At 28.1% G+C, this 22313-nt stretch carries 14 protein-coding genes; all 14 read left to right on the top strand.

Going from position 1 to position 22313, the window contains the following annotated elements; genetic code table 11:
- The first annotated feature begins 39 nt into the window (after positions 1-39).
- The 14 genes from BUB01_RS23705 (at position 40) to asnB (ending at position 22307) form a co-directional block, all read left to right on the top strand.
- Positions 40-195 (top strand): hypothetical protein, encoded by a 156-nt coding sequence (locus tag BUB01_RS23705; protein ID WP_242958405.1) that lies wholly within the window; start codon positions 40-42, stop codon positions 193-195.
- A 115-nt stretch (positions 196-310) separates the two neighbouring features.
- A complete protein-coding gene (locus tag BUB01_RS23700) occupies positions 311-499 on the top strand; it encodes a hypothetical protein (protein WP_242958404.1) in 189 nt (62 codons plus the stop codon).
- 125 nt (positions 500-624) lie between these two features.
- Complete coding sequence (locus tag BUB01_RS13575; protein ID WP_072988749.1) at positions 625-5109, top strand: non-ribosomal peptide synthetase; 4485 nt, start codon at positions 625-627, stop codon at positions 5107-5109.
- A 118-nt stretch (positions 5110-5227) separates the two neighbouring features.
- Positions 5228-8302, top strand: a complete 3075-nt coding sequence (locus BUB01_RS13570; RefSeq protein WP_072988745.1) for a cyclic peptide export ABC transporter — start codon at positions 5228-5230, stop codon at positions 8300-8302.
- A 112-nt stretch (positions 8303-8414) separates the two neighbouring features.
- Positions 8415-9464: a carbamoyl phosphate synthase small subunit gene (locus tag BUB01_RS13565; protein ID WP_072988741.1), complete on the top strand. Its 1050-nt coding sequence runs from the start codon at positions 8415-8417 to the stop codon at positions 9462-9464.
- Positions 9465-9525: 61 nt separating this feature from the next.
- Positions 9526-12726 carry a carbamoyl-phosphate synthase large subunit gene (carB, locus tag BUB01_RS13560; RefSeq protein WP_072988738.1) on the top strand — a complete coding sequence of 1067 codons (3201 nt, stop codon included), beginning with the start codon at positions 9526-9528 and terminating at the stop codon, positions 12724-12726.
- A gap of 1131 nt (positions 12727-13857) precedes the next feature.
- Positions 13858-14550 (top strand): 4'-phosphopantetheinyl transferase family protein, encoded by a 693-nt coding sequence (locus BUB01_RS13555; protein WP_084108791.1) that lies wholly within the window; start codon positions 13858-13860, stop codon positions 14548-14550.
- Positions 14541-14786, top strand: coding sequence for a phosphopantetheine-binding protein (locus BUB01_RS13550; protein WP_072988735.1), 246 nt, complete (start codon positions 14541-14543; stop codon positions 14784-14786). Before BUB01_RS13555 ends, BUB01_RS13550 begins: the two co-directional genes overlap by 10 nt.
- A gap of 933 nt (positions 14787-15719) precedes the next feature.
- Entirely contained in the window at positions 15720-15986 is a 267-nt protein-coding gene (locus tag BUB01_RS13540) for a hypothetical protein (protein ID WP_072988731.1), read from the top strand.
- Positions 15987-16385: 399 nt separating this feature from the next.
- A complete protein-coding gene (locus BUB01_RS13535) occupies positions 16386-17237 on the top strand; it encodes a 3-hydroxyacyl-CoA dehydrogenase family protein (protein WP_072988728.1) in 852 nt (283 codons plus the stop codon).
- A 15-nt stretch (positions 17238-17252) separates the two neighbouring features.
- Positions 17253-17498, top strand: a complete 246-nt coding sequence (locus BUB01_RS13530; RefSeq protein WP_072988724.1) for an acyl carrier protein — start codon at positions 17253-17255, stop codon at positions 17496-17498.
- Complete coding sequence (locus tag BUB01_RS13525; RefSeq protein WP_072988721.1) at positions 17491-18630, top strand: acyl-CoA dehydrogenase family protein; 1140 nt, start codon at positions 17491-17493, stop codon at positions 18628-18630. The genes BUB01_RS13530 and BUB01_RS13525 overlap by 8 nt, the downstream gene beginning before the upstream one ends.
- 98 nt (positions 18631-18728) lie before the next feature.
- Positions 18729-20306, top strand: a complete 1578-nt coding sequence (locus BUB01_RS13520; protein ID WP_072988718.1) for an amino acid adenylation domain-containing protein — start codon at positions 18729-18731, stop codon at positions 20304-20306.
- 126 nt (positions 20307-20432) lie between these two features.
- Positions 20433-22307, top strand: a complete 1875-nt coding sequence (gene asnB, locus BUB01_RS13515; RefSeq protein ID WP_072988716.1) for an asparagine synthase (glutamine-hydrolyzing) — start codon at positions 20433-20435, stop codon at positions 22305-22307.
- Positions 22308-22313: the final 6 nt, after the last annotated feature.

Here is a 22313-nt window from a genome sequence, read left to right as displayed (position 1 = left end):
TAGTTCATATTTAGGTGTGGCGGGTTTAGTATTTTATAAATGAAAAAATATTTAAATTCATATATACAGTTAAAATCAATGGAACTTAAGGGGAAAGGACACCGTCTTGACAAAAAGTTTTATGAAATATTAGAAGAAGCTGTAGGCAATATTTTTAAAGTAATAAATATAGAAATTATAGATGAGGAATATTAAATTTATAGTCATGACATAGGAAGAATATTAGCTTATGAGTCATATTATAAAATAAATAATGAAAACATTAGAAGGTCTATGTATATGTTTTTCTAAGGGCATTAAGCACTAGATATTGAAAGAAAAAAGAAATATTCATACTTTATCAGATGATGAGTTTATAAAAGAAGTAATTGATTTAGGTGTTATGTTAGAAGAAGTTTATAATAATAAAGAGTTTTTAATCTTATTTATGCAAATCATTCATAGTGATTTCAGAATTCTTAATAATTATAAATATAAGGAAGAAAGAAATAGAATTTAATGTGATATTTTAATATTTACATTTTTGAAAAAATACTTTTTTATAAATAATAATGCTGAAAATATAAGTAAGATTATAAATGAAGCATTAATTGCATTAGAAAATGTTTCAAAAGGGGAATTGAAATGAATGAGAAGAAGAGAGACTGCTACAAATTAACACATCCGCAAAAGAGAATATGGTATATAGAGAAAATTAACACAGACTCACAACTACATAATATAGGTGGATGTTTAAAAATAAATAAAAATATAGATGTTAAATGTATGGAACAAACTCTAAATATCATAATAAAGGATAACGATGGGCTTAGGTTAAGATTTAATGAAAGAAACAATGAACCGGTACAATATGTTAAAAAATTTGAATATGAAAGCATAGAGTTTGTAAATTTTACAAATTATGAGGAACCTAAAAATGAACATAAAAAATGGGTAAAGGGATTATTTGAAAAAAATTTTAATTTAGATGATAGTAAATTATATTATTTTGCTATATATAAAATAAGTGACAATGAATTTGGAGTGCTACTTAAAATCCATCATATTATATGTGATGGATGGGGAATTACGTTAATACAAAGCCAAATATGTAAAATATACACAAGTATTGTAAATAATAGAGAGTTTGATACAGAGGAATGTTCTTCATATATAGATTTTATAGAAGAAGAAAAAGAATATTTGAGCTCAGAAAGGTTTATAAAAAATAAGAACTTTTGGAAAGAAAAATTTAATAATATGCCAGAAGAATTTTTATACAATACATCAAATAGTTTAGAAGGAAAAAGACAGTGCTTTAATGTTGATAATGATTTATCAAATATAATTCGAAATTTTATTATTGATAAAAAGTGTTCTTTAAATACTTTCTTTATAGCAATACTACTTATCTATATAAATAAAAGTACATATAAGAATGATATAGTAATAGGAACGCCAGTTTTTAATAGAACTAGCAAGAATCAAAAGAGTATGATAGGTATGTTCACAAGTACTTTACCTTTTAGATTTAAATTAAATAGAGAATCAAATATTGAAGACTTAATAAAGCGGATTAATAAGGATTTTAAACTTTGTTTAGTGCATCAAAAATATCCTTATGACTTTCTAATTAAGGATTTAGATTTAAGTAAAGATGACTATAACAGCTTATTTAAAATGTCTGTAAATTACTATAACTCTAAATACGAAAGTAATATAAATGGTATAAAAGCAGAGGTTGAAGAATATTACTGTGGAAATCAAAGTTACTCATTACAGGTTATAGTTAAAGAATTAGATAATAAAAATATAGAGTTGGATTTTGATTATAAAATTTTGGAATATACGGATGGCGAAATTAAAACAATGTATGCATCTATGATTAATATAATCAATCAGGTAATAAAAGATGAAAAACTTGAAGTTAATGAAATAAAACTTATTAATGAAGAAGAGAGAAAATGCAAGGTATATGATTGGAATTCAACAACTGAGTATTATCCAAAGAAAATGGTAAATGAATTGTTTGAAGATCAGGTAATTAAAAAACCTGATAAGGTTGTAGTAGAGTTTAATTCACAGCAATTAACATATAAACAACTTAACGAAAAGGCAAATCAATTAGCAAATTACTTAAGAGAAAAAGAAATAAATAAAAAATCCATTGTAGTAATTATTGAAACTAACTCAATAGATCTGATAGTAAGCATTTTAGCAGTTCTAAAGGCAGGAGCAGCATATCTACCTATTGATCCAAGTTATCCAATAGAAAGAATAAGTTATATGATTGAAGATTCCAAAAGTAATATAGTATTAACAAATTTAAAAATAGAAGAGATTATTGAATCGAGAATAACTGTAATCAATGTAAAAGACATAAATTTAGATATATATAATAAAGAAAATTTAGTGAAAACTAATGATTTAGATGATTTAGCTTATATTATCTATACATCAGGTTCAACTGGAAGGCCAAAGGGCGTAATGATTGAACATAAAGGTCTTACAAATTATATATGGTGGGCTAATAAGATGTACTTAAAAGATGATAATGAAATAATGGCATTATATTCATCAATATCATTTGATTTAACTATAACATCTATATTTACGCCATTAATTTCAGGTAATAAAATTGTTGTTTATGATAATGATGAAACAGAATTTGTTCTATATAAGATATTAAGAGAAAATAAAGTAACAGTGTTAAAGCTTACTCCTGCACATTTAACTTTGCTAAAAGATATGGATAATACAAAATCTAATATAAAGCGTTTTATTGTTGGAGGAGAAGATTTAAAAGTAAATTTAGCAGAAGCAGTTTACAATAGCTTTGGCAAGAATATAGAGATATACAATGAATATGGACCTACTGAAACTGTGGTAGGATGTATGATATGCAAATATGATGAAGAAAAAAATCAGGGTATATCAGTACCAATAGGTTATCCAGTCGATAATGTCCAAGTATATATACTAGATAATGAATTAAATGCAATTCCAACAGGATTTGTAGGTGAACTTTATGTATCAGGAGATGGTGTTGCCAGAGGATATTTAAATAGAGAAGAGTTAACTAAGGAAAGATTTATTGAAAATCCATTTATAGAAGGAAAGAGGATGTATAGGACTGGAGATACTGCAAGGTATTTAGAAAATGGAACTATTGAATATGTGAGTAGAGTTGATAATCAAGTAAAAATAAGAGGTCATAGAATTGAATTAGGAGAGATAGAAAAACATTTAACTGAAAATGAATTTGTTAAAGATGCTGTTGTTGTATTTAAGGAAAATCTATTAGGAAATAAATTATTAAATGCCTATATTGTGAAGAATAGACAAATTAATGAAAGTGAATTAAACGAATGGCTATTAAAATTTTTACCTAAATATATGGTACCAACTAACTTTATATTTATGGATAGGCTACCATTAACCGTAAATGGGAAAATTGATTACTCATTACTTCCGGAAAAGGTAGATGTTACCAAGGAGTTTGTTAACTATAGTACTTCTTCAGAAAAGGAATTAGTTAAGGTTATTGAGGAGATATTAGGGGTTGAGAATGTAAGCATGAATGACAACTATTATCAACTTGGAGGAGATTCTATAAAAGCTATTCAAATATCTTCGAAGCTTAAGAATAAGGGGTTAACCATTAAAGTAAAAGATATTCTATCTTACGATTCTATTCAAAAAATAGCAGAAGCCATAGAAACGGGGAAAGAAACAGTAAATATAAGTCAAGATGAAAGTTATGGAGAAATAGAAAATACCCCCATTATAGAATGGTTCTTTAATCAAAAATTTGAAAATGAAAATTTATATAATCAATATGTATTATTAGAATATAACAAATGCTTAGATATAAAGAAGGTTATTATAGCTGTAAACAACTTAGTTAAACATCATGATGGATTACGAATTAACTATAATAGGAAGACTAAGAAATTATACTATAATGACAAACATTTAAATGTAATAGAAGCATTTAGATATATTGATTTAAAGGAAGTTTATTATGATGAAGAATTTAAGAATGTTGAATATTTAATTGATAAGGCTAATGTTAGTTTTGATATAGAGGATAGTCTTTTATTTAATGTAATTATGTTTGACTTAGAAGATAAAAAACAAGCTTTATTATTCATAGCTCATCATTTAGTAGTGGATGGAGTATCTTGGAGAGTAATATTAAATGATTTTGTAACTATATTAAATAATTTAGAAAAAGGAAATGAAATATCGTTACCAATGAAAACTTACTCATTTAAAGAATGGTCTAATGAACTAATAACATATAGTAAAAAAGATTTTCAAAATGAAATATCCTATTGGAACAATATTTATAATAGTAACTTTAACTATCCAATAGACTTTAATAAAGGTAAAGATATAGTGAAGACATCACAAGAGTTCAAGGGAATTTTAGATGCAGATACACTAAATTCTTTAATAGAGGGTGTAAATGAAATTTATAGTATGAATCTAAATGAAGTATTAGTTATGGCACTAATTCTTACTATCAATAGTATAACGAAGAATGATGAGGTAGTAATCGAATTTGAAAGACACGGAAGAGAGAATATAGGTGGTGATATTGATATATCAAGAACTGTAGGATGGTTTACAAGTATGTACCCAGCATATTTCAAAGTTGAATCTAATGATATAGAAAGAAACATAAAGTCTATAAAAGAACAACTAAGAAATATACCGAATCAAGGATTTAATTATGGAACTATTAGATTCTTAAAAAATCAAATAGCTGAATTACAAAATAAACTTGTAAGGTTCAACTACCTAGGTGATTTTGATAATATTGTGAATAAAGAAAAGTTAAGTTTATCTAGTATTGAATTTGGGCTAAATAGCGATGAAGAAAATTCGTTAACAGCATTAATTGATATAGTAGCCATGATAGTGAATAAAGAATTAAAAATAAATGTTACCTACAGTAAGAATAAATTTAATGAAGAAACAATTCAAAAATTAATAGATACTTATATAAGTACATTAAAATTAATTAAAGAAAAATGCATGAACAAAGATGTAAAAGAATTTACTCCATCAGATTTTGCTTCTGTAGATATTTCGCAGGAGGATTTAGATGTGCTGTTTGATTAATGTTTACATACTAAGATGTGATTATAGTTAAATTATAAAGTTCAGTTAATTAAATCCTACTATTATTTCAAGTGGTATGTGAGAGTAGAAAATAATTATGCAAGGAGTAATGAGTATTATGAGAAAGATAAATAAACTATTAGTTATATTTAGTGTTTTTATAAGTGTAATGCTATCATCAACATTTGTATTTGCTGGAGAAAGTAATGGAGCAATAGATTTATTGACACAAGATGAAAGTATAGAGATAGAAAAGTTTATACAAGAAAATATGGACAATGGTAAAATTCCAGGGCTATCCATAACTATAGTAAAGGATGATAGAACTATTTATCAGAAAGGCTTTGGATACTCAGATATTAAGAATAAAACTCCGGTTACAGATAAAACATTATTTGAATTAGGATCTACTAGTAAAGCTTTTACAGCACTAGGAATTTTAAAGCTGGAACAAGATGGATTGGTTAAGCTTAATGAAAATGTATCTAAGTATATACCTTGGTTTAAGATAAATTACAAAGGAGAAGATACTAATATAACTTTAGAACAATTACTACATCATTCAAGTGGAATACCTTTTAAAAGTATAGATAAAATTCCGGTTTCAAATGAAGATAATGCATTAGAGCAAACAGTTAAAACGCTGGTTGGTATAGAGCTTGATAGCAAGCCAGGTGAAAAGTTCCAATATGCAACAATAAATTATGATGTATTAGGATTAATAATAGAAAAAGTTTCAGGATTAAGTTACGAAAAATATATGGAAGAAAACGTGATGAAACCTGCTAGATTAAATAATACTTATTTATTTAAAAATGAAAATGTCATTAATGAAATAGCAACAGGTTACAAGTTAGAATTTTTGAAACCAAGAAGTTATGATGCCCCAGTCTATAGAGGAAATAAGCCAGCAGGATATATCATAACTAATGGTGAAGATATGGCCAAGTGGCTTAAAATTCAGATGGGAACATCAAAAGAGTCTAATTTTGATGATAATTTGGTTAAAAGGTCACATGAACCAAATAGAACAATTGCACCTGATATTGATGGAGCATCATATGCTGCAGGATGGGATATTTATCAAGATATAGGAGGGAGAATTTCACATGGAGCAGCTAATCCTAATTATTCTTCATTTATAACCTTTGAACCAGAGAAAAAAGTTGGAGTAGCAGTATTAAGTAACACTAATTCAGACTATGTACAATTTATTTGTAGAGTGGTTAATGAAATACTAAAAGGCAAAGATTATTCTAATATAAACATAAGAGATTTTAATAAGAGAGTGGATAATATATCTATATTCATTATATGTTTTTCAAGTTTAGTTATAATAAGTACATTGTATTTTATGGTTAAATCAATTAGAGAAATAATAATAAAGGAAAGAAATTTCACAAGAATATCTGTACAAAGTTTTGTGAAGATTCTTATTTCTTTAATGTTTGTATTAGGAATAAGCTATTGCATCTATTCAATTCCATATATTTTATATAAAGGAGTATCATGGAATTTTGTATTTGTATGGGTTCCTAATAGTATAAAAATTGCTCTGTATCTATTTTATACAAGTATTTGGACAGCGTATATATATGCTTTATTAATAAGTTTTTTTAAAAAAAAAGATGATAAGTCTTTATTAATATTGTCATTATTAAGTATTGCAAGTGGATTTGGAAATGCACTTATAATTTTCACGATAAATATGTCTATAAATAGTGATAATAGTATGAAATTGAAGCTATTAATATACTTTGTTTTAGGAATAATCTTATATGTTTATGGTCAAAAAATTATAAGAAGAAAGCTAATAGACATAACAAATAGTATAGTTTACTCAAAAAGAATGGAAATCGTTAAGCATATATTAAAAGCACCTTATAATAAATTTGAAAAAATTGAAAAAGGAAGAATTCAATCTACTTTAAATAATGATACTGAAACCATGAGTAGATTCGTAAATATTTTAATTAGTGGAATTACAAGTACAGTTACTCTTATATGTTGTTTTATATATTTAGGATGTATAAATATATATGCATTATTCTTAGCCTTATTAATAATATTAATAATCTCAAGTATCTATTATTTAGTAGGCAGATATGCAAATAAAATTGGAGAGGAAGCTAGAGATCTTCAAAGCTCATTTTTTAAATTTATTAATGATCTAATAGGTGGGTTTAAAGAGCTGAGTCTTAATAAAAAGAAAAAGTATGAGTTCCAAGAAGATATGAAAAGCACCTGCAAAAAATATAAAACTGAAAGAGGAAAATCATCATTAGCTTTTGCAAATATGTTTGTAATAGGTGAACTATTGTTTACCCTTGCAATAGGAGCTATAGCATTGATTTTCCCATTAATTTTAAAGAATTTAGAAAGCATAAGCGTAGCAAGTTATGTTTTCATACTTTTGTATATGACAGGACCTGTTCATGGAATATTAGATACTATACCTACTGCTATAGAAGTTAGAATAAGTTTAAAGAGAATTAATAGTTTAATTAACGAACTGTATGTTTTAGACAATGGTGATTTAGTTAGCGAGAATGATTCTATGAAAGATAACTTCAAACTTCAATTACATGAGATAGAATATGAATACGAAAAAGAAGATGGTAAAGGCTTTAGAATTGGACCAATAAGTCATTCTTTTATGTCTGGAGAAATAACATTTATAACAGGTGGGAATGGTAGTGGTAAGTCAACTTTAGCTAAGTTATTAACTGGATTATATGAAGAAACTAAAGGATATATAACTTTAGATGGAAATAAGTTGGAACCGAAAAAATTGAGTGAGAATTATACTACTATTTTTTCAGATTTTTATTTGTTTGATAAGTTATATGGTATAGAATGGCAAAGGAAAGAAGAAGAAATTCAGAAATATTTAGAAGTGTTACAGCTTGATAAAAAAGTTAAAATTGAAGACGGAAAATTTAGTACAACTAAATTATCAACAGGTCAGAAAAAGAGATTAGCATTACTTATATCATATTTAGAAGACAAGCCTATATACTTATTTGATGAATGGGCAGCAGACCAAGATCCAGAATTTAGGTTGTTTTTCTACAATACCCTACTCCCAGAGCTTAAAGAAAGGGGAAGATGTGTTATAGCAATAACACATGATGAGCAATATTTTAGTTCAGCTGATAAGGTTATAAAGATGGGGATGGGAAAGTTGTATTGATTTGATAAATTTTAAGATTATAACGATAATACATATTAATAAAAAATATTATGAAGAATATTTAATGGAGAGTATATGATTTATTAGTTTGTTTGTGCAGGAGGATGTATTTATGGTTGGGAAGTTAATATTAGAAAATGGTATGGTGTTTGAAGGAAAAGTATTTGGATATCTAAAAGACACTGTAGGAGAAGTAGTTTTCAACACAGGAATGACTGGATACCAAGAAATACTAACAGATCCATCATATTATGGTCAGATAGTTACTATGACCTATCCCCTAATAGGTAATTATGGATTAAACTTAGAAGATTTAGAATCGAAAAGTCTAAAAGTTAAAGGTTTTATAGTAAGAGAAAAATGTAATATACCAAGTAATTGGAGACATGAATTGTCATTAGATGCATATCTTAAAGAAAACAAAGTAATGGGACTTGAGGAAATAGATACAAGAGCATTAACTAAAGTTTTAAGAAATTATGGAACTATGAAAGGTATAATAACAACAAAAGACTTATATGAGGAAGATGCTAGAAGCTTAATAAGTAAATTCTCGAACAAAGAAGCAGTAAAAATAGTTTCTACAAAGGAAGCTTATGTTTTAGAGGGAGAAGGAAAGCATGTTGCTATATTGGATTTTGGAGTAAAAGAAAATATCATTAGAAGTTTCAAAAAGAGAAATTGTAAATTAACAGTGCTTCCAGCACTAACAAGTAGTGAAGAAATATTGAGATTAAGCCCAGATTTAGTGTTTTTATCAAATGGACCTGGAGACCCGGAAGATTTAGGAGAAGTTATAGAAACTATAAAGCAGCTTATAGGAAAGAAACCTATAGGAGGAATATGTCTAGGACATCAACTTTTAGCGTTGGCTTTAGGTGGTAATACTGGAAAATTAAAGTTTGGTCACAGAGGTGTTAACCATCCAGTAAAGGACTTGGAAGAAAATAAAATATATGTAACTTCACAAAATCATGGATATGTAGTTACTAAAATACCAAAAATGATGGAAATAACACACTTAAATGTTAATGATGGAACAGTTGAAGGTATGAGACATAAAGAATTATCTATATTCAGCGTACAATTTCACCCAGAAGCATGTCCGGGACCCAAAGAAAGTAACTACTTGTTTGATAAATTCTTAGCTTTAATTAAATAAATTAGCATTACGTTAGTTAAAAAATTAGAGAAGATAAGAATATTGAAGGGAGATTGTTAATATGCCATTAAATAAAGATATAAAAAAGGTCTTAGTTATAGGTTCAGGTCCAATAATAATTGGGCAAGCTGCTGAGTTTGACTATTCAGGAACTCAAGCATGTAGTGCTCTAAAGGAAGAGGGAATAGAAGTTGTGTTAGTGAACTCTAACCCAGCTACAATAATGACTGATAAAGAAATAGCAAATAAGGTTTATATAGAACCACTTACAGTTGAATTTCTTGAGAAGATAATAGAAAAAGAAAGGCCAGATAGTGTTCTTGCTGGAATGGGTGGACAAACCGCCTTAAACATTACTGTTAAGCTTAATGATAAAGGGATACTTAAAAAGTATGGAGTTAAAGTTATAGGAACGTCTATAGAGTCAATAAAAAAAGGTGAAGATAGAAAGTTATTCAAACAAGTTATGGAACAAATAGGTCAACCTATAATAGAATCAAAGATAGTAATTGATTTAAAGTCAGGATTAGAATTTGCAGAAGTTATAGGATATCCTGTTATAGTTAGACCAGCTTATACACTAGGGGGAACTGGTGGAGGAATAACAGAAAACAAGGAAACTTTAGAGGAAATATTAGCCAGTGGATTAAACTTAAGTCCTGTTGGTCAAGTTCTACTTGAAAAGAGTGTTAAGGGTTGGAAAGAAGTAGAGTATGAAGTTATAAGAGATGGTCAAGGAAACTGTATCACGATATGTAACATGGAAAATATAGACCCAGTTGGAGTTCATACTGGTGACTCAATAGTTGTAGCACCATCACAAACACTTTCAGATAAGGAATATCAAATGCTTAGAACGGCATCAATAGATATAATAAACTCTATAGGCATAGAGGGTGGATGTAACGTTCAATTTGCTTTACATCCAACAAGTTTTAAATATGAAGTCATAGAAATAAACCCAAGAGTTTCAAGATCATCAGCTCTTGCATCAAAGGCAACAGGATATCCAATAGCAAAGGTTGCTGCAAAGATTGCATTAGGATATAACTTAGATGAAATAAAGAATGCAGTAACAGGAAAGACATATGCATGTTTCGAACCTACATTAGATTATGTGGTTGTAAAGATACCAAAATGGCCGTTTGATAAGTTTAAGAAAGCAAATAGAATTCTTGGAACAAAGATGATGGCAACAGGTGAAGTTATGGCAATAGGCTCTAATTTTGAAGCGGCACTTTTAAAAGGAGTTCGTTCATTAGAAATAGGACAATATTCTTTAGAACATAAGGAAGTAAGAAGCTTAAGCTTAGAAAAGTTAAAGGAAAGGGTTATGATTCCAGATGATGAGCGGTTATTTGTCTTAGCTGAAATGATAAGGAGAGGCCATTCGCTAGAAAAGGTAGTTGAAATAGCAGGTGTAGATAGATTTTTTGGAGAGAAGATTAAATATATAGTTGAGCAAGAAGAAAGATTAAAAGACTCAACAATAGATAGCTTGAATAAAGAATGGCTATTTGAGCTAAAGAAAAAAGGATTCTCGGATAAAGCTATAGCAGACTTTTTAAGAGTAAGTCCAGAAAGTGTATGTGAGTTAAGACATATATGGAACATAAAGCCAGGATACAACATGGTTGATACTTGTGGTGGAGAATTTGAAGCAGTTTCTCCATATTTTTACTCAGCTTATGGAGTAAAAGATGAGGTTGAATTTAGCAATAAAAAGAAAGTAATAGTTATAGGATCAGGGCCTATAAGAATAGGTCAAGGAATAGAGTTTGACTATGCTTCAGTTCATTGTATAAAATCACTAAGAAAAATGGGGATAGAAACAATAATAATAAACAATAACCCAGAAACAGTATCAACTGACTTTGATATATCAGATAGACTTTATTTTGAACCACTAACTAAAGAAGATATATTAAATATAATAGAAAAGGAAAAACCATTAGGAGTAATTCTTCAATTTGGAGGTCAAACAGCTATAAAGCTTGCTAAATTCTTAGAACATAAAAATATACCTATAATTGGAACTCTTCCAAAGTACATAGATGAGGCAGAAGACAGGGAGAAGTTTGAAGAAATATTAGAAAAGCTAAACTTAAATAGACCAAAAGGAAAAGCTGTTTGGAGTACGGAAGAAGGCTTGATGGAGGTACAGAAGTTAGGATATCCAGTACTGGTTAGACCATCTTATGTATTAGGGGGTCAAGGTATGGAGATAACTTATGGTGAAAAAGAATTAAAAGAGTATCTAGAAGATTCCTTCGTAAGAGATTGTAAGAACCCAGTTCTTATAGATAGATACCTACTAGGGAAGGAGATAGAAGTTGATGCAATATGTGATGGAGAGAACATACTAATACCTGGAATAATGGAACATTTAGATAGAGCTGGTATACATTCTGGAGATTCATCAACAATATATCCTCCTCAAACTATAAACAAGGAAATAAGAGATAAAGTTTTAGATTACTCAAGGAAACTTGCCTTAGAACTAAATGTTATAGGGATGGTAAATATTCAGTTTATAGAGTTTAAGGGAGACCTGTATGTAATAGAAGTTAACCCAAGGGCAAGTAGAACAGTGCCTTATATAAGTAAAGTTTCAGGAATACCTATAGTTGATATAGCAACAAAGGTTATTATGGGATACAAACTAATAGATTTGGACTATGGCATTGATATATACAAAGAGCCAGAACTTGTATCAGTTAAGGTTCCAGTGTTCTCAACTAATAAATTATCAATGGTTGAAGTAAGTTTAGGACCAGAGATGAAATCAACGGGGGAAGTTTTAGGGATAGGACGCACTGTTGAAGAGGCGTTATTTAAGGGTTTTGTAGGAGCAGGAATATATTTTACGAAGAAGAGCAAGAGGATTTTAGCGACTATAAGCAATAATGATAAAGAAGAATTTATTGAAATAGCTGAAGATTTAAGTAATTTAGGATACACTTTCGTAGCTACAGAAGGAACAGCTAATATGATTAAAGAAAGAGGAATAGATGTAGAGGTAGTAAGAAAAATAAAGGATGGAAATCCAAATATATTAGAAGTTATAGAAAGTGGGAAGATTGACCTTGTTGTGAACACTCCAACAAAGGGAAACGACTCAACAAGAGAGGGATTTAAAGTAAGAAGATCTGCAGTAGAACATAATATTCAGCTGATAACGTCATTAGATATGTTATATAGTATTGTGAAAATAAAAAGTAGAAATATTAGTTCTAAAAATTTGAAAGTTAAAAATTTATGAATAATGTAGATATTACTATAATGTAAAGAGGTTTGAAGAAATAATATGAAAATTATTGATGGCTAAGTTAGTTAAGATTAAATTTGACATAGATATAAGTTTGAATTTTAAAATTAACGTATACTGTGGATTTTCTGGTATAAGCCCAATTATTTAATGTTATAGTATTTAATAAAAATTTAGTATATTTTACAAATAAATTAATTTTTTTATCATATAACTATTTAGTGTAGATACTTGGATTATTGTTCTCACCATTATTAAGGCCCTTCTTTTATGTAATTAGTCTTTGAAAGAAATAAGTATCTATGTTTAGATAAATATAAAAAATACATATATATTATATATTGTATATTATAATGGAAAAAATATAAAATTATACATCATATTTAATTGTTATACAATATATTCTAAAAAATAAATTAAATTAATATTTGACAATATATTTACAAAAAACCAAAAAATATGTATAATAATAATATAATAATACATATTATTACAATAGAAATGACAAAAAAGCACTTATTAGTTATTAATCGTTGCTGGGTCACGTTGATTACTGTTAAGGAACATAGAAGAAAAGGTTTTTAGCTTATTAATTAGGATAAGTGAAAGGGCGAAGCTATGCAAAAAATAAGAGAAACTTTCAAAAAGATATAAAACTGAGTTGATACTTATTTTTTATTATTGTAGTTTAATAATAAAAAACATATGTTAACTAAAGTATATGATTAAAATATATGGTAAAAAATTATTTTAATTTTTGAATTAATAAAAATGAATTAAAAAATATTATTTCAAAAGTAGTTAACAAAGAATTCATTAAAAATATAAATATAATAATATTGAGAAAAACGAAAAGTGGACTTTAATTAAGCATTAATAGTGTTTATGTGAAACTTTAGATTATCTTAAGATTAGAATAATTAACTCCTCTTTTATATTCAAGTAAGAGGAGTTAATTTTATAAATAATATTGGAAATTAAGATGGATGTTGGGATTCTTAAATGAAGAAGTATTAAAAAATAATCTATAAAAATGTATTAATGGGGTATAGAGAATATAAATGATTTTTGTATGGAAAGGAAGTTTATTCAAAAATGATGAAAGATATTAAATGGGGTAATTAAATGATAGAGATATATGCAATTAGAATTGATGAATCTATAGATGAAGAAATGTATGAAAAATTACTTTTACTTGTTTCTAAAGATAAATGTGAAAGAATAAGGAGATTTCGTTTTATAGAGGACTCAAAGAGAACATTATTTGCCGATATACTTGTAAGATATTTGGCATGTCAAAAAACTAATTGTAACAATAAAAATTTAATATTTATTTATAATAAGTTTGGAAAATCATTTTTGAAAAATCCACCTAATTTTTATTTTAATATATCTCATTCTGAAAATTGGGTAGTATGTGCTATAAGTAATAAAGAAGTTGGCATAGATATTGAGAAAATAAAGCCTATTGATTTAGATATTGCAAAACGATTTTTTTCAAAAATTGAATATGAAGATTTGATGAGTAAACAATTAGAAAAACAAATAAGCTATTTTTATGATCTTTGGACGTTAAAAGAAAGTTATATAAAGTATAAAGGGAAAGGGTTATCTATACCGCTTAATTCTTTTAGCTTAAACGTAAATGAAAATGATATTTTTATTACATCTGAAGATCAAATTAGGCCAAATTTTAAGCAATTCAAAATTGATAAAGAATATAAATTATCAATTTGTGGAGAAGATAATGATTTTGATAATGATATTAAGTATTTAAGTTATGAAAATATATTTAAGGAGATATTAATATGGATATAAGAAAAAAAATAATTGAAATCATTGCCCTAAATAGTGATATACAGAATGTTAGGGAATATTTGGAGAATAATAATGATTTAACTAAACTAGCTATAAATTCAATTTCTTTTATTAAGATAGTTGTTGGTATTGAAAAGGAATTTGATTTTGAGTTTGATGAAGAAGAATTGGATTTTAATAAGTATGTTTTTCTTAACATGCTGTGCAATTACGTGCAAGAAAAAACTCAAAAATAGTAATCATGGATTATGGAGGAGCTTGTAGTAAATTTTAAATGTTGTTAAGCTTAGCTGAGAGATGCAATTCTTTTGGCGGGTTTCTGATGTGAATTAATTTTCTGACAATCATGGAACCACGTTTTGATATGCCTTTTTGAATCCTTAAATGTTTCAAGAAGATGAATCTGCCTCACAAAATCAATAGGTTCATTTGCGTTAACAAGTGCATTTATGTCAGAGGGAGTTGAAAAATTTTTTCAGCATATTTTTGAATCAAATGTAAACGAATACTATTGATGTTATAGATTACATTATAGTAAAAAGTCTTGGTAGCATTTGCAGCCTGAATAATGGCATTATACTTATTATTAGCATAAGTAAGTCAAAAACGAGCAGTAAGGCGTATGGAATTTATAACGTCATTTATGGGAGCATTTTTAAATTTATTGACATATTTGTAGTTATATTTGAAAGTATTTAGAAATACTGAGGAAATACCATTTGAAGTTCAGATTGAAGTTTATTCACGTAAGTAGAGAGGATCATCTATTAGGTCATAATATTTTTTAAAATATTTCTTAAATCAAGAGGAAGGTTCCATGGGTCAAGAGAAACCTTTAAATCTATTAAAGTAGCTTTTTTGAATCAGATCTGTCAATAGTGTTTTTCTGATGTTAACGTTCGTGCTATTGGATAATGTTATTGATAACGATAACATTAAGTTCCTTATAACGAAGACAGCAAAAGAGGTGAAAATTATAAATTTATGTGAACTCTAAGAAGATGCGACTTTTCGAAGAATAAGGCTCTTCTGTTCCTTTTATTTTAGAATTAGCTGTGGTAAAGAAAGTTAAATAAGAATGTAGGCTTTTAAAAGTTTTTACTATAAATCTATTAAGAAAAGAATAGCTTTTAGTGGATAGATTATTATTATACTATGGAGGTGCTATAATGACACAGATTGGAAACGTTTTGGATATTATTGAAGTAAAACAAGATTTAGATCAAATGAAGTTAAATGATATAGTAAGAGACTGGGAAATTCCATATGAAAATTTATTGACTCGACGTTCAGTAGCAGTTTTCTTTTTGACTCCATCAGATGAGAAAAAATTGTCTGAAATTTGGAATCAACTTAGTAAATATGAAGATTTTCATTATCGTGAAAATACAGAAAAAATATTATCCAATCTTGATTATAGAATTGAATTTAAGTAAGAAAAGTAATTAACATTAACCTTGTATGAGAAATAATATATGGCAAATAAAGAAGTTATATATAGTTTAACGAAACCATAAAACAGAATATGGTATACATAAAATTTATATTGAAAATTTAAGAATTTTCAATATAGATGATTATGATCTGAATTATGGATAGTTAAAACTTATATAGCCTATATATTTGTAAAATGAATTTATACAGAAAGATTTTTGTGAAAAATAGAAAAATTACATTCTCATAAATTAAATTAAAAGGATTAAGCATATTTCTTAATCCTTTTATATCAAAGATTTAAAAAGCCAAGATTTTTTCATTACTCAAAATGTGTTTTTTGAGTAGAATTATACGTAATAAATTAATATGTAAAAAACATTAAATATGGAGGAGTTTGTATGAGTAAAACAATAGGGGTAATAGGAGCCGGTACAATGGGGGTAGATATAAGTATTGACTTATTACTACATAAATACAAGGTTATATTGCTGGATATAAATACAGATATTTTGGAAGAGGCAAAGACTAAAATGAAGAATACTATACGATATTCAAGTCTTTTACTACCAGCTTTAAAACAACTTGATATCAATGATTGTGAAAAAAATGTACGTTATACTACAGACATTACTGAAATGAAAGAGTGCGATTTAATAATTGAAAATGCTACGGAAGATTTAGAAATAAAAGAAGGGATATACCGACAACTAAATGAAGTTTGCGATAAAAATGTTTGTATTCAGGTAAATACTTCTTGTTGTTCTATAACAAGAATAGGAAGTTTTGTTGATGCTCCAGATAGAATTATTGGGGTACATTATATGAATCCTGTTTATCTGAAAAAAACTACTGAAGTTATTCAAGGATTTTATACTTCAGAGAGAACGATTGAAGATACAAATAATTTCTTAAAGTCTTTAGGAAAAGCAATGGTATTAGTACAGGATGCACCTGGTTTTGTTTCTAATCGTACTTCTCATTTATTTATGAATGAGGCAGCATTTGTTGTGTACAATGGAGTTGCAGCACCAGCACAGGTAGATAAAATATTTAGAGATTGTTTTGGACATAAAATGGGGCCATTGGAAACAGCGGATTTAATAGGATTAGATACAGTTGTAAATTCATTAAATGTGCTATATGAAAGCTATCATGAATCAAAATTCCGCTGTTGTCCTTTGTTGCAGAAGATGGTAGATGCAAAACATCTCGGCAAAAAAACAGGACAAGGTTTCTATAAATACAAGTAGTAGGAGGGATAAAGAATGATTAATAAAGAAATTATTGCTAAATATATATCTGAAAATGCAGATGTAGAGAGTATAGATTACGATCTTGAAATTTTTGAAGAAGGACTGGTGAACTCATTATTTGCTATTGATTTGATGACATTTTTAGAACGTAACTTTGATATTAAGATAAAAATAGAAGATTTAGATATGGAGAATTTTAAATCTGTAAATGCTATTATTAATTTTATAAATAAAAAAAGAGAGGTTCAAAATGTATAATTTATTAAATACTGAATATCAAGCATATTACGATGAATTTAGTATATTCGTTCAAGAAAATATATTACCATATACAAATGAATGGGAGAAAAATCAAAGTATACCAAAAGATATTATTACATTGTGTTCTGAAAAAAAATACTTAGGTTGTTGTATGCCGGAAATCTACGGAGGAAACAACTGGGATATAATGACATATGGTATTTTTACGAAAATAGTTGCTGAAGCAAGTACATCTCTTGCTGGTTTATTTAATGTTCATACAATGGTACTACAAACAATATATAAGTGGGGAACTGAGGAACAAAAAGAAAAATGGCTAAACAAAATGTGTGCTGGTGAAATTTTAGGAGCATTAGCTCTTACGGAACCAGAAGCAGGAAGTGATGTACAAGGTATTACAACATCATTCAGAAGAGAGAATAATGGGTATGTGATTAATGGTACAAAACGATGGATTACCTTTGGAGCTAGTGCTGATGTTATTTTAGTATTTGGAAAAACAGATGATAATGGTCAATCTATTGCATGTTTGGTACCACGTGATACGGAAGGATTGAAGGTGACTCAAATTGATGATATGCTAGGATTCCGTGCAAGCAACCTGGCAGTTTTAGAATTTCAAAACTGTTATGTTCCGTCAGAAAATTTAGTTGCAAAAGAGAATATGGCTTTGCAATGTGTTGCTCCATATGCTTTAAATTATGGTAGAGTCAGTGTCACATTCACTGCTCTTGGCATATTAGAAGGCTGTTTGAAAGAAAGCTGCAAGTATGCTTCTAATCGTGTCACATTTAAACAACGTTTAATTAAGCAAAGTGTTATTGAAGAGATGATAACACAGATGGGAACAGATTATGAAGCTGCTAGTAGATTGTGTTTAAGTATTTGTAACAATGATAATATTGCCACTCTTATTCAAGAAGTAATGATAATAAAATATTTTGTCTCAAAAGTAGCTTGTAAGCATTCCGCTAATGCCGTTCAGATTTTAGGAGCTAGTGGATGTATAGGAACTTCTCCTGTATCAAGATATTATAGAGATTCTAAAATTTTAGAAATTATTGAGGGAAGTAACCAAATTCATGAAATGATATTAACTAATTATTTTACTAAAAAATATAAAAAATAATTATTATTTATAAATAATAATAAAATTAGTATGAAATAGATAAGTATTACTAAACTTAAGTATAGATTTGGTATGAAAGTAATAAAGAAGGAGTAAAAATGATATACAATAACAGCAAAGTATTTTTTGATGATGTGAGTAGTATAAATATTCAACATACTGATGCATATTTTCCAGAAAATAAAACTATACAGCGTTTTATAGAAGAACAGTCATTATGGTATCCAAATAGGGTGGCAGTATGTTTTCATGGGCAGAGATACACATATAGTGATATTAACAGAAAAGCAAATTTGTTAGCCAAATTTTTAAGAGATACTAAAGGTGTTAAAACAGGAGAAATTGTTGGGATTGTGGCAGATAGATCGTTAGAAATGATTGTTGGAGTATATGCAATTATTAAGGCTGGTGGAGTTTATATGCCGATTTCAACAGATCTTCCATCAAAAAGAATTGAATATCTTATATATGATAGCGGAATTAATTATGTATTAGTAAAGAAAAATGATGCAATCAAGACAGATAGTGTAGAGTTAATTAATATAGATGTTGTGATAGAGAATGAAACAACAGTTGAAAATTTAGTTAATGTTTGCGAAGCCAGAGACCCGATTTATGTAATATACACATCTGGTACAACAGGGAAACCAAAAGGCGTAGTTGTTGAACATCGCTCTGTTGTAAATAGATTAAATTGGATGCAAAAAATGTATCCATTATCAAAAGATGATGTTATTTTGCAGAAAACACCTATTGTATTTGACGTTTCTGTTTGGGAGCTATTTTGGTGGTCTATTGCAGGGGCACAATTATGTTTACTTGATCCTGGAATGGAAAGATTTCCACAGGCAATAATTGATTCTATTGAAAAAAACCATGTTACGGTCGTTCATTTTGTACCTTCTATGTTATTCCAATTTTTAAAATATATAGAAGACACGGATGAAGTTAATAGGCTATCAAGTTTGAGATATGTGTTTACTAGTGGTGAGGTTTTGAGTCCTATATGTGTTGAATTATTTAATAAAATTTTATATACAAAAACTGGTGCACGTATTATTAATCTGTATGGACCAACAGAAGCAACGGTTGATGTTACTTGTTATAATTGCCCTACAGAGGGAAAGTTGGAAAGAGTACCGATTGGAAAGCCTATAGATAATACAAAAATATACATTTTATCTAATGGTGAAATTCAACCAATAGGAAAAGTAGGAGAAATTTGTATTTCAGGAGTGGGAGTGGCAAGAGGTTATTTAAACAATCAAGAATTAACAATGGAACGATTTATAGAGAATCCTTTAATTCCAAATGAGAGAATGTACAAAACTGGTGATTTAGGTGCATTTATGAAGGATGGAAATATTGAGTATCATGGAAGAAAAGATTGTCAGGTAAAGATACGAGGACTTAGAATTGAGCTAGAAGAGATTGAATCTAGCATAATGGAATTAGAAAATATTAAGCAGTGTGCTGTAGTTAATATTGAGAAGAACAGTGATGTTTTACTAATAGCATTCATAGTACCTAGTGGAGAAATTGACATAAAACTTATAAAAGATCATTTAAGGGGAAGTTTACCACAATATATGGTTCCAAATCGCATTACTCTATTGGAAGAGTTACCGGTGTTACCAACTGGAAAAATAGACCGAAATATGCTAAAGAATATTTAACATTAAGTCCATTAGGAATGAAATATTTATAGTCATAACGTTAAACTAAATTAAAAACTGCTATTTAGAATTGAAGATAGAATTTTTTATTTGAGTTATTTTATTTAAATGGATGGAGGGAATAAGATGTGTGGAATTTGTGGCTATTTTGATATGACAAAGAGTAATCGATGTAATAGAAGAATTATTACTAATATGATAAATAAGCTAGAACATAGAGGACCAGATGGAGAACAGGTTTTATGTAATGGAAGTATTGCTTTAGGTTTTACTAGATTAAGTATAATTGGATTAAGTGGAGGAATGCAACCTTTATCAAATGAAAATAATAAGATATTTTTAATTTGCAATGGAGAAATATTTAACTATATAGAACTTAGAGCAGAATTGAAAAGTCGTGGACATGTCTTTAAAACTAATACTGATGTTGAAGTGATTTTACATTTGTATGAAGAACATGGTAGTAGTTGTATTGAGTATTTAAATGGGCAATTTGCTTTTGTAATATATGACTCTGTAAAAAATATAATGCTATGTGCAAGGGATCATTTTGGTGTTATTCCTTTTTTTTATACAATAGCCGATAATTTTTTTATATTCGGATCAGAAATTAAATCAATATTGGAACATCCAAGTGTTAAAAGAGAAGTTGATTTAACTGGATTAGATCAAGTGTTAACGTTTCCTGGTTTAATTAGTCCTAGAACACTATTTAAAAATATTAATAGTTTGAAAAGTGGGCATTATCTAATTGTAAAACCTGATTTATATGATGTAAAAGAATTTGAGTACTGGGATATTGATTTTCCCGAAATTGGACATGAAGACTATGAGAAAAGCATTTCTTATTACACAAAAGAGCTTGGAGAAAGGATAAATGAATCTGTTAAGCTTAGGTTGCGTTCAGATGTTCCTATCGGATTATATTTGAGTGGAGGTTTAGACTCATCCATAATTGCGGCAAAGGTAAAGGAGCTTTCACCAAACATAATAAGGCACTCTTTTTCTATTGATTTCAGTGATGAACAGATTTCAGAATATGAATATCAGCATTGTATACAGCAATTTATTAACTCAATCCACCATAGTAAAACTTTTCAATATTCAGATATATCTAGTAGATTAGATAAGGTTATTTATCATTGTGAATGTCCTCTGAGAGAAACATATAATACAGCTTCTGAAGCTCTTTCTGAAGCTGCTAGAAGAGAAAATATTAAGGTTATTTTAACTGGTGAAGGAGCAGATGAACTTTTTGCTGGTTACGTAGGTTATAAATTTGATAGAATTAGATCTAAGAAAAATTTTGGAGATGAATTTGCTATACAGGAACGAAAAATTCAAGAGTTATTATGGGGAATAGATGGATTTGTTTATGAAAAGGAGTATTACAAAAATTCAAGTGTAAAAAAAGAATTATATTCTAATGGTATGCTTGAAATTTTTGATAAATTTGATTGTTTAAATCATTTTGTTGTAAATAAAAAAAGAATGGTAAATAGGGATATAATCAATCAACGATCATATATTGATTTAAAATTAAGATTGGCAGATCACTTGATATCAGATCATGGAGATAGAATGTCATATGCTAATTCTATAGAGGCGCGATATCCATTTCTTGATAAAAATTTGGCAGAACTTGCTGCAAGGATACCACCTAGATTTAAACTTAAAGATGGAAATGAAAAATACATACTGAAAAAAGTCTCTAAAAATTGGATACCTAGAAAGATATTGGATAGAGAAAAATTTGCATTTACAGCTCCAGGGAGTGCTTATATTTTACAAAATAGTAAAGAGTATGTAAACGATATTTTGTCTTATTCTACTATTAAGAGACAAGGATATTTTAACCCTAATACTGTTGAGCAACTAAAAAAGAAATATTGCTCCCAAGGATTTAGATTAAATGTACCTTTTGAAAGTGATTTATTAATAACAGTAATAACATTTGGTATATTAAGTGAAAAGTTTAATTTACCTAATTTTAATGGATAAAACTGA

It is taken from the genome of Clostridium cavendishii DSM 21758 (genome assembly GCF_900141845.1).
GTDB lineage: Bacteria > Bacillota > Clostridia > Clostridiales > Clostridiaceae > Clostridium_AG > Clostridium_AG cavendishii.
This window is presented reverse-complemented; position numbering and strand designations above follow the sequence as displayed.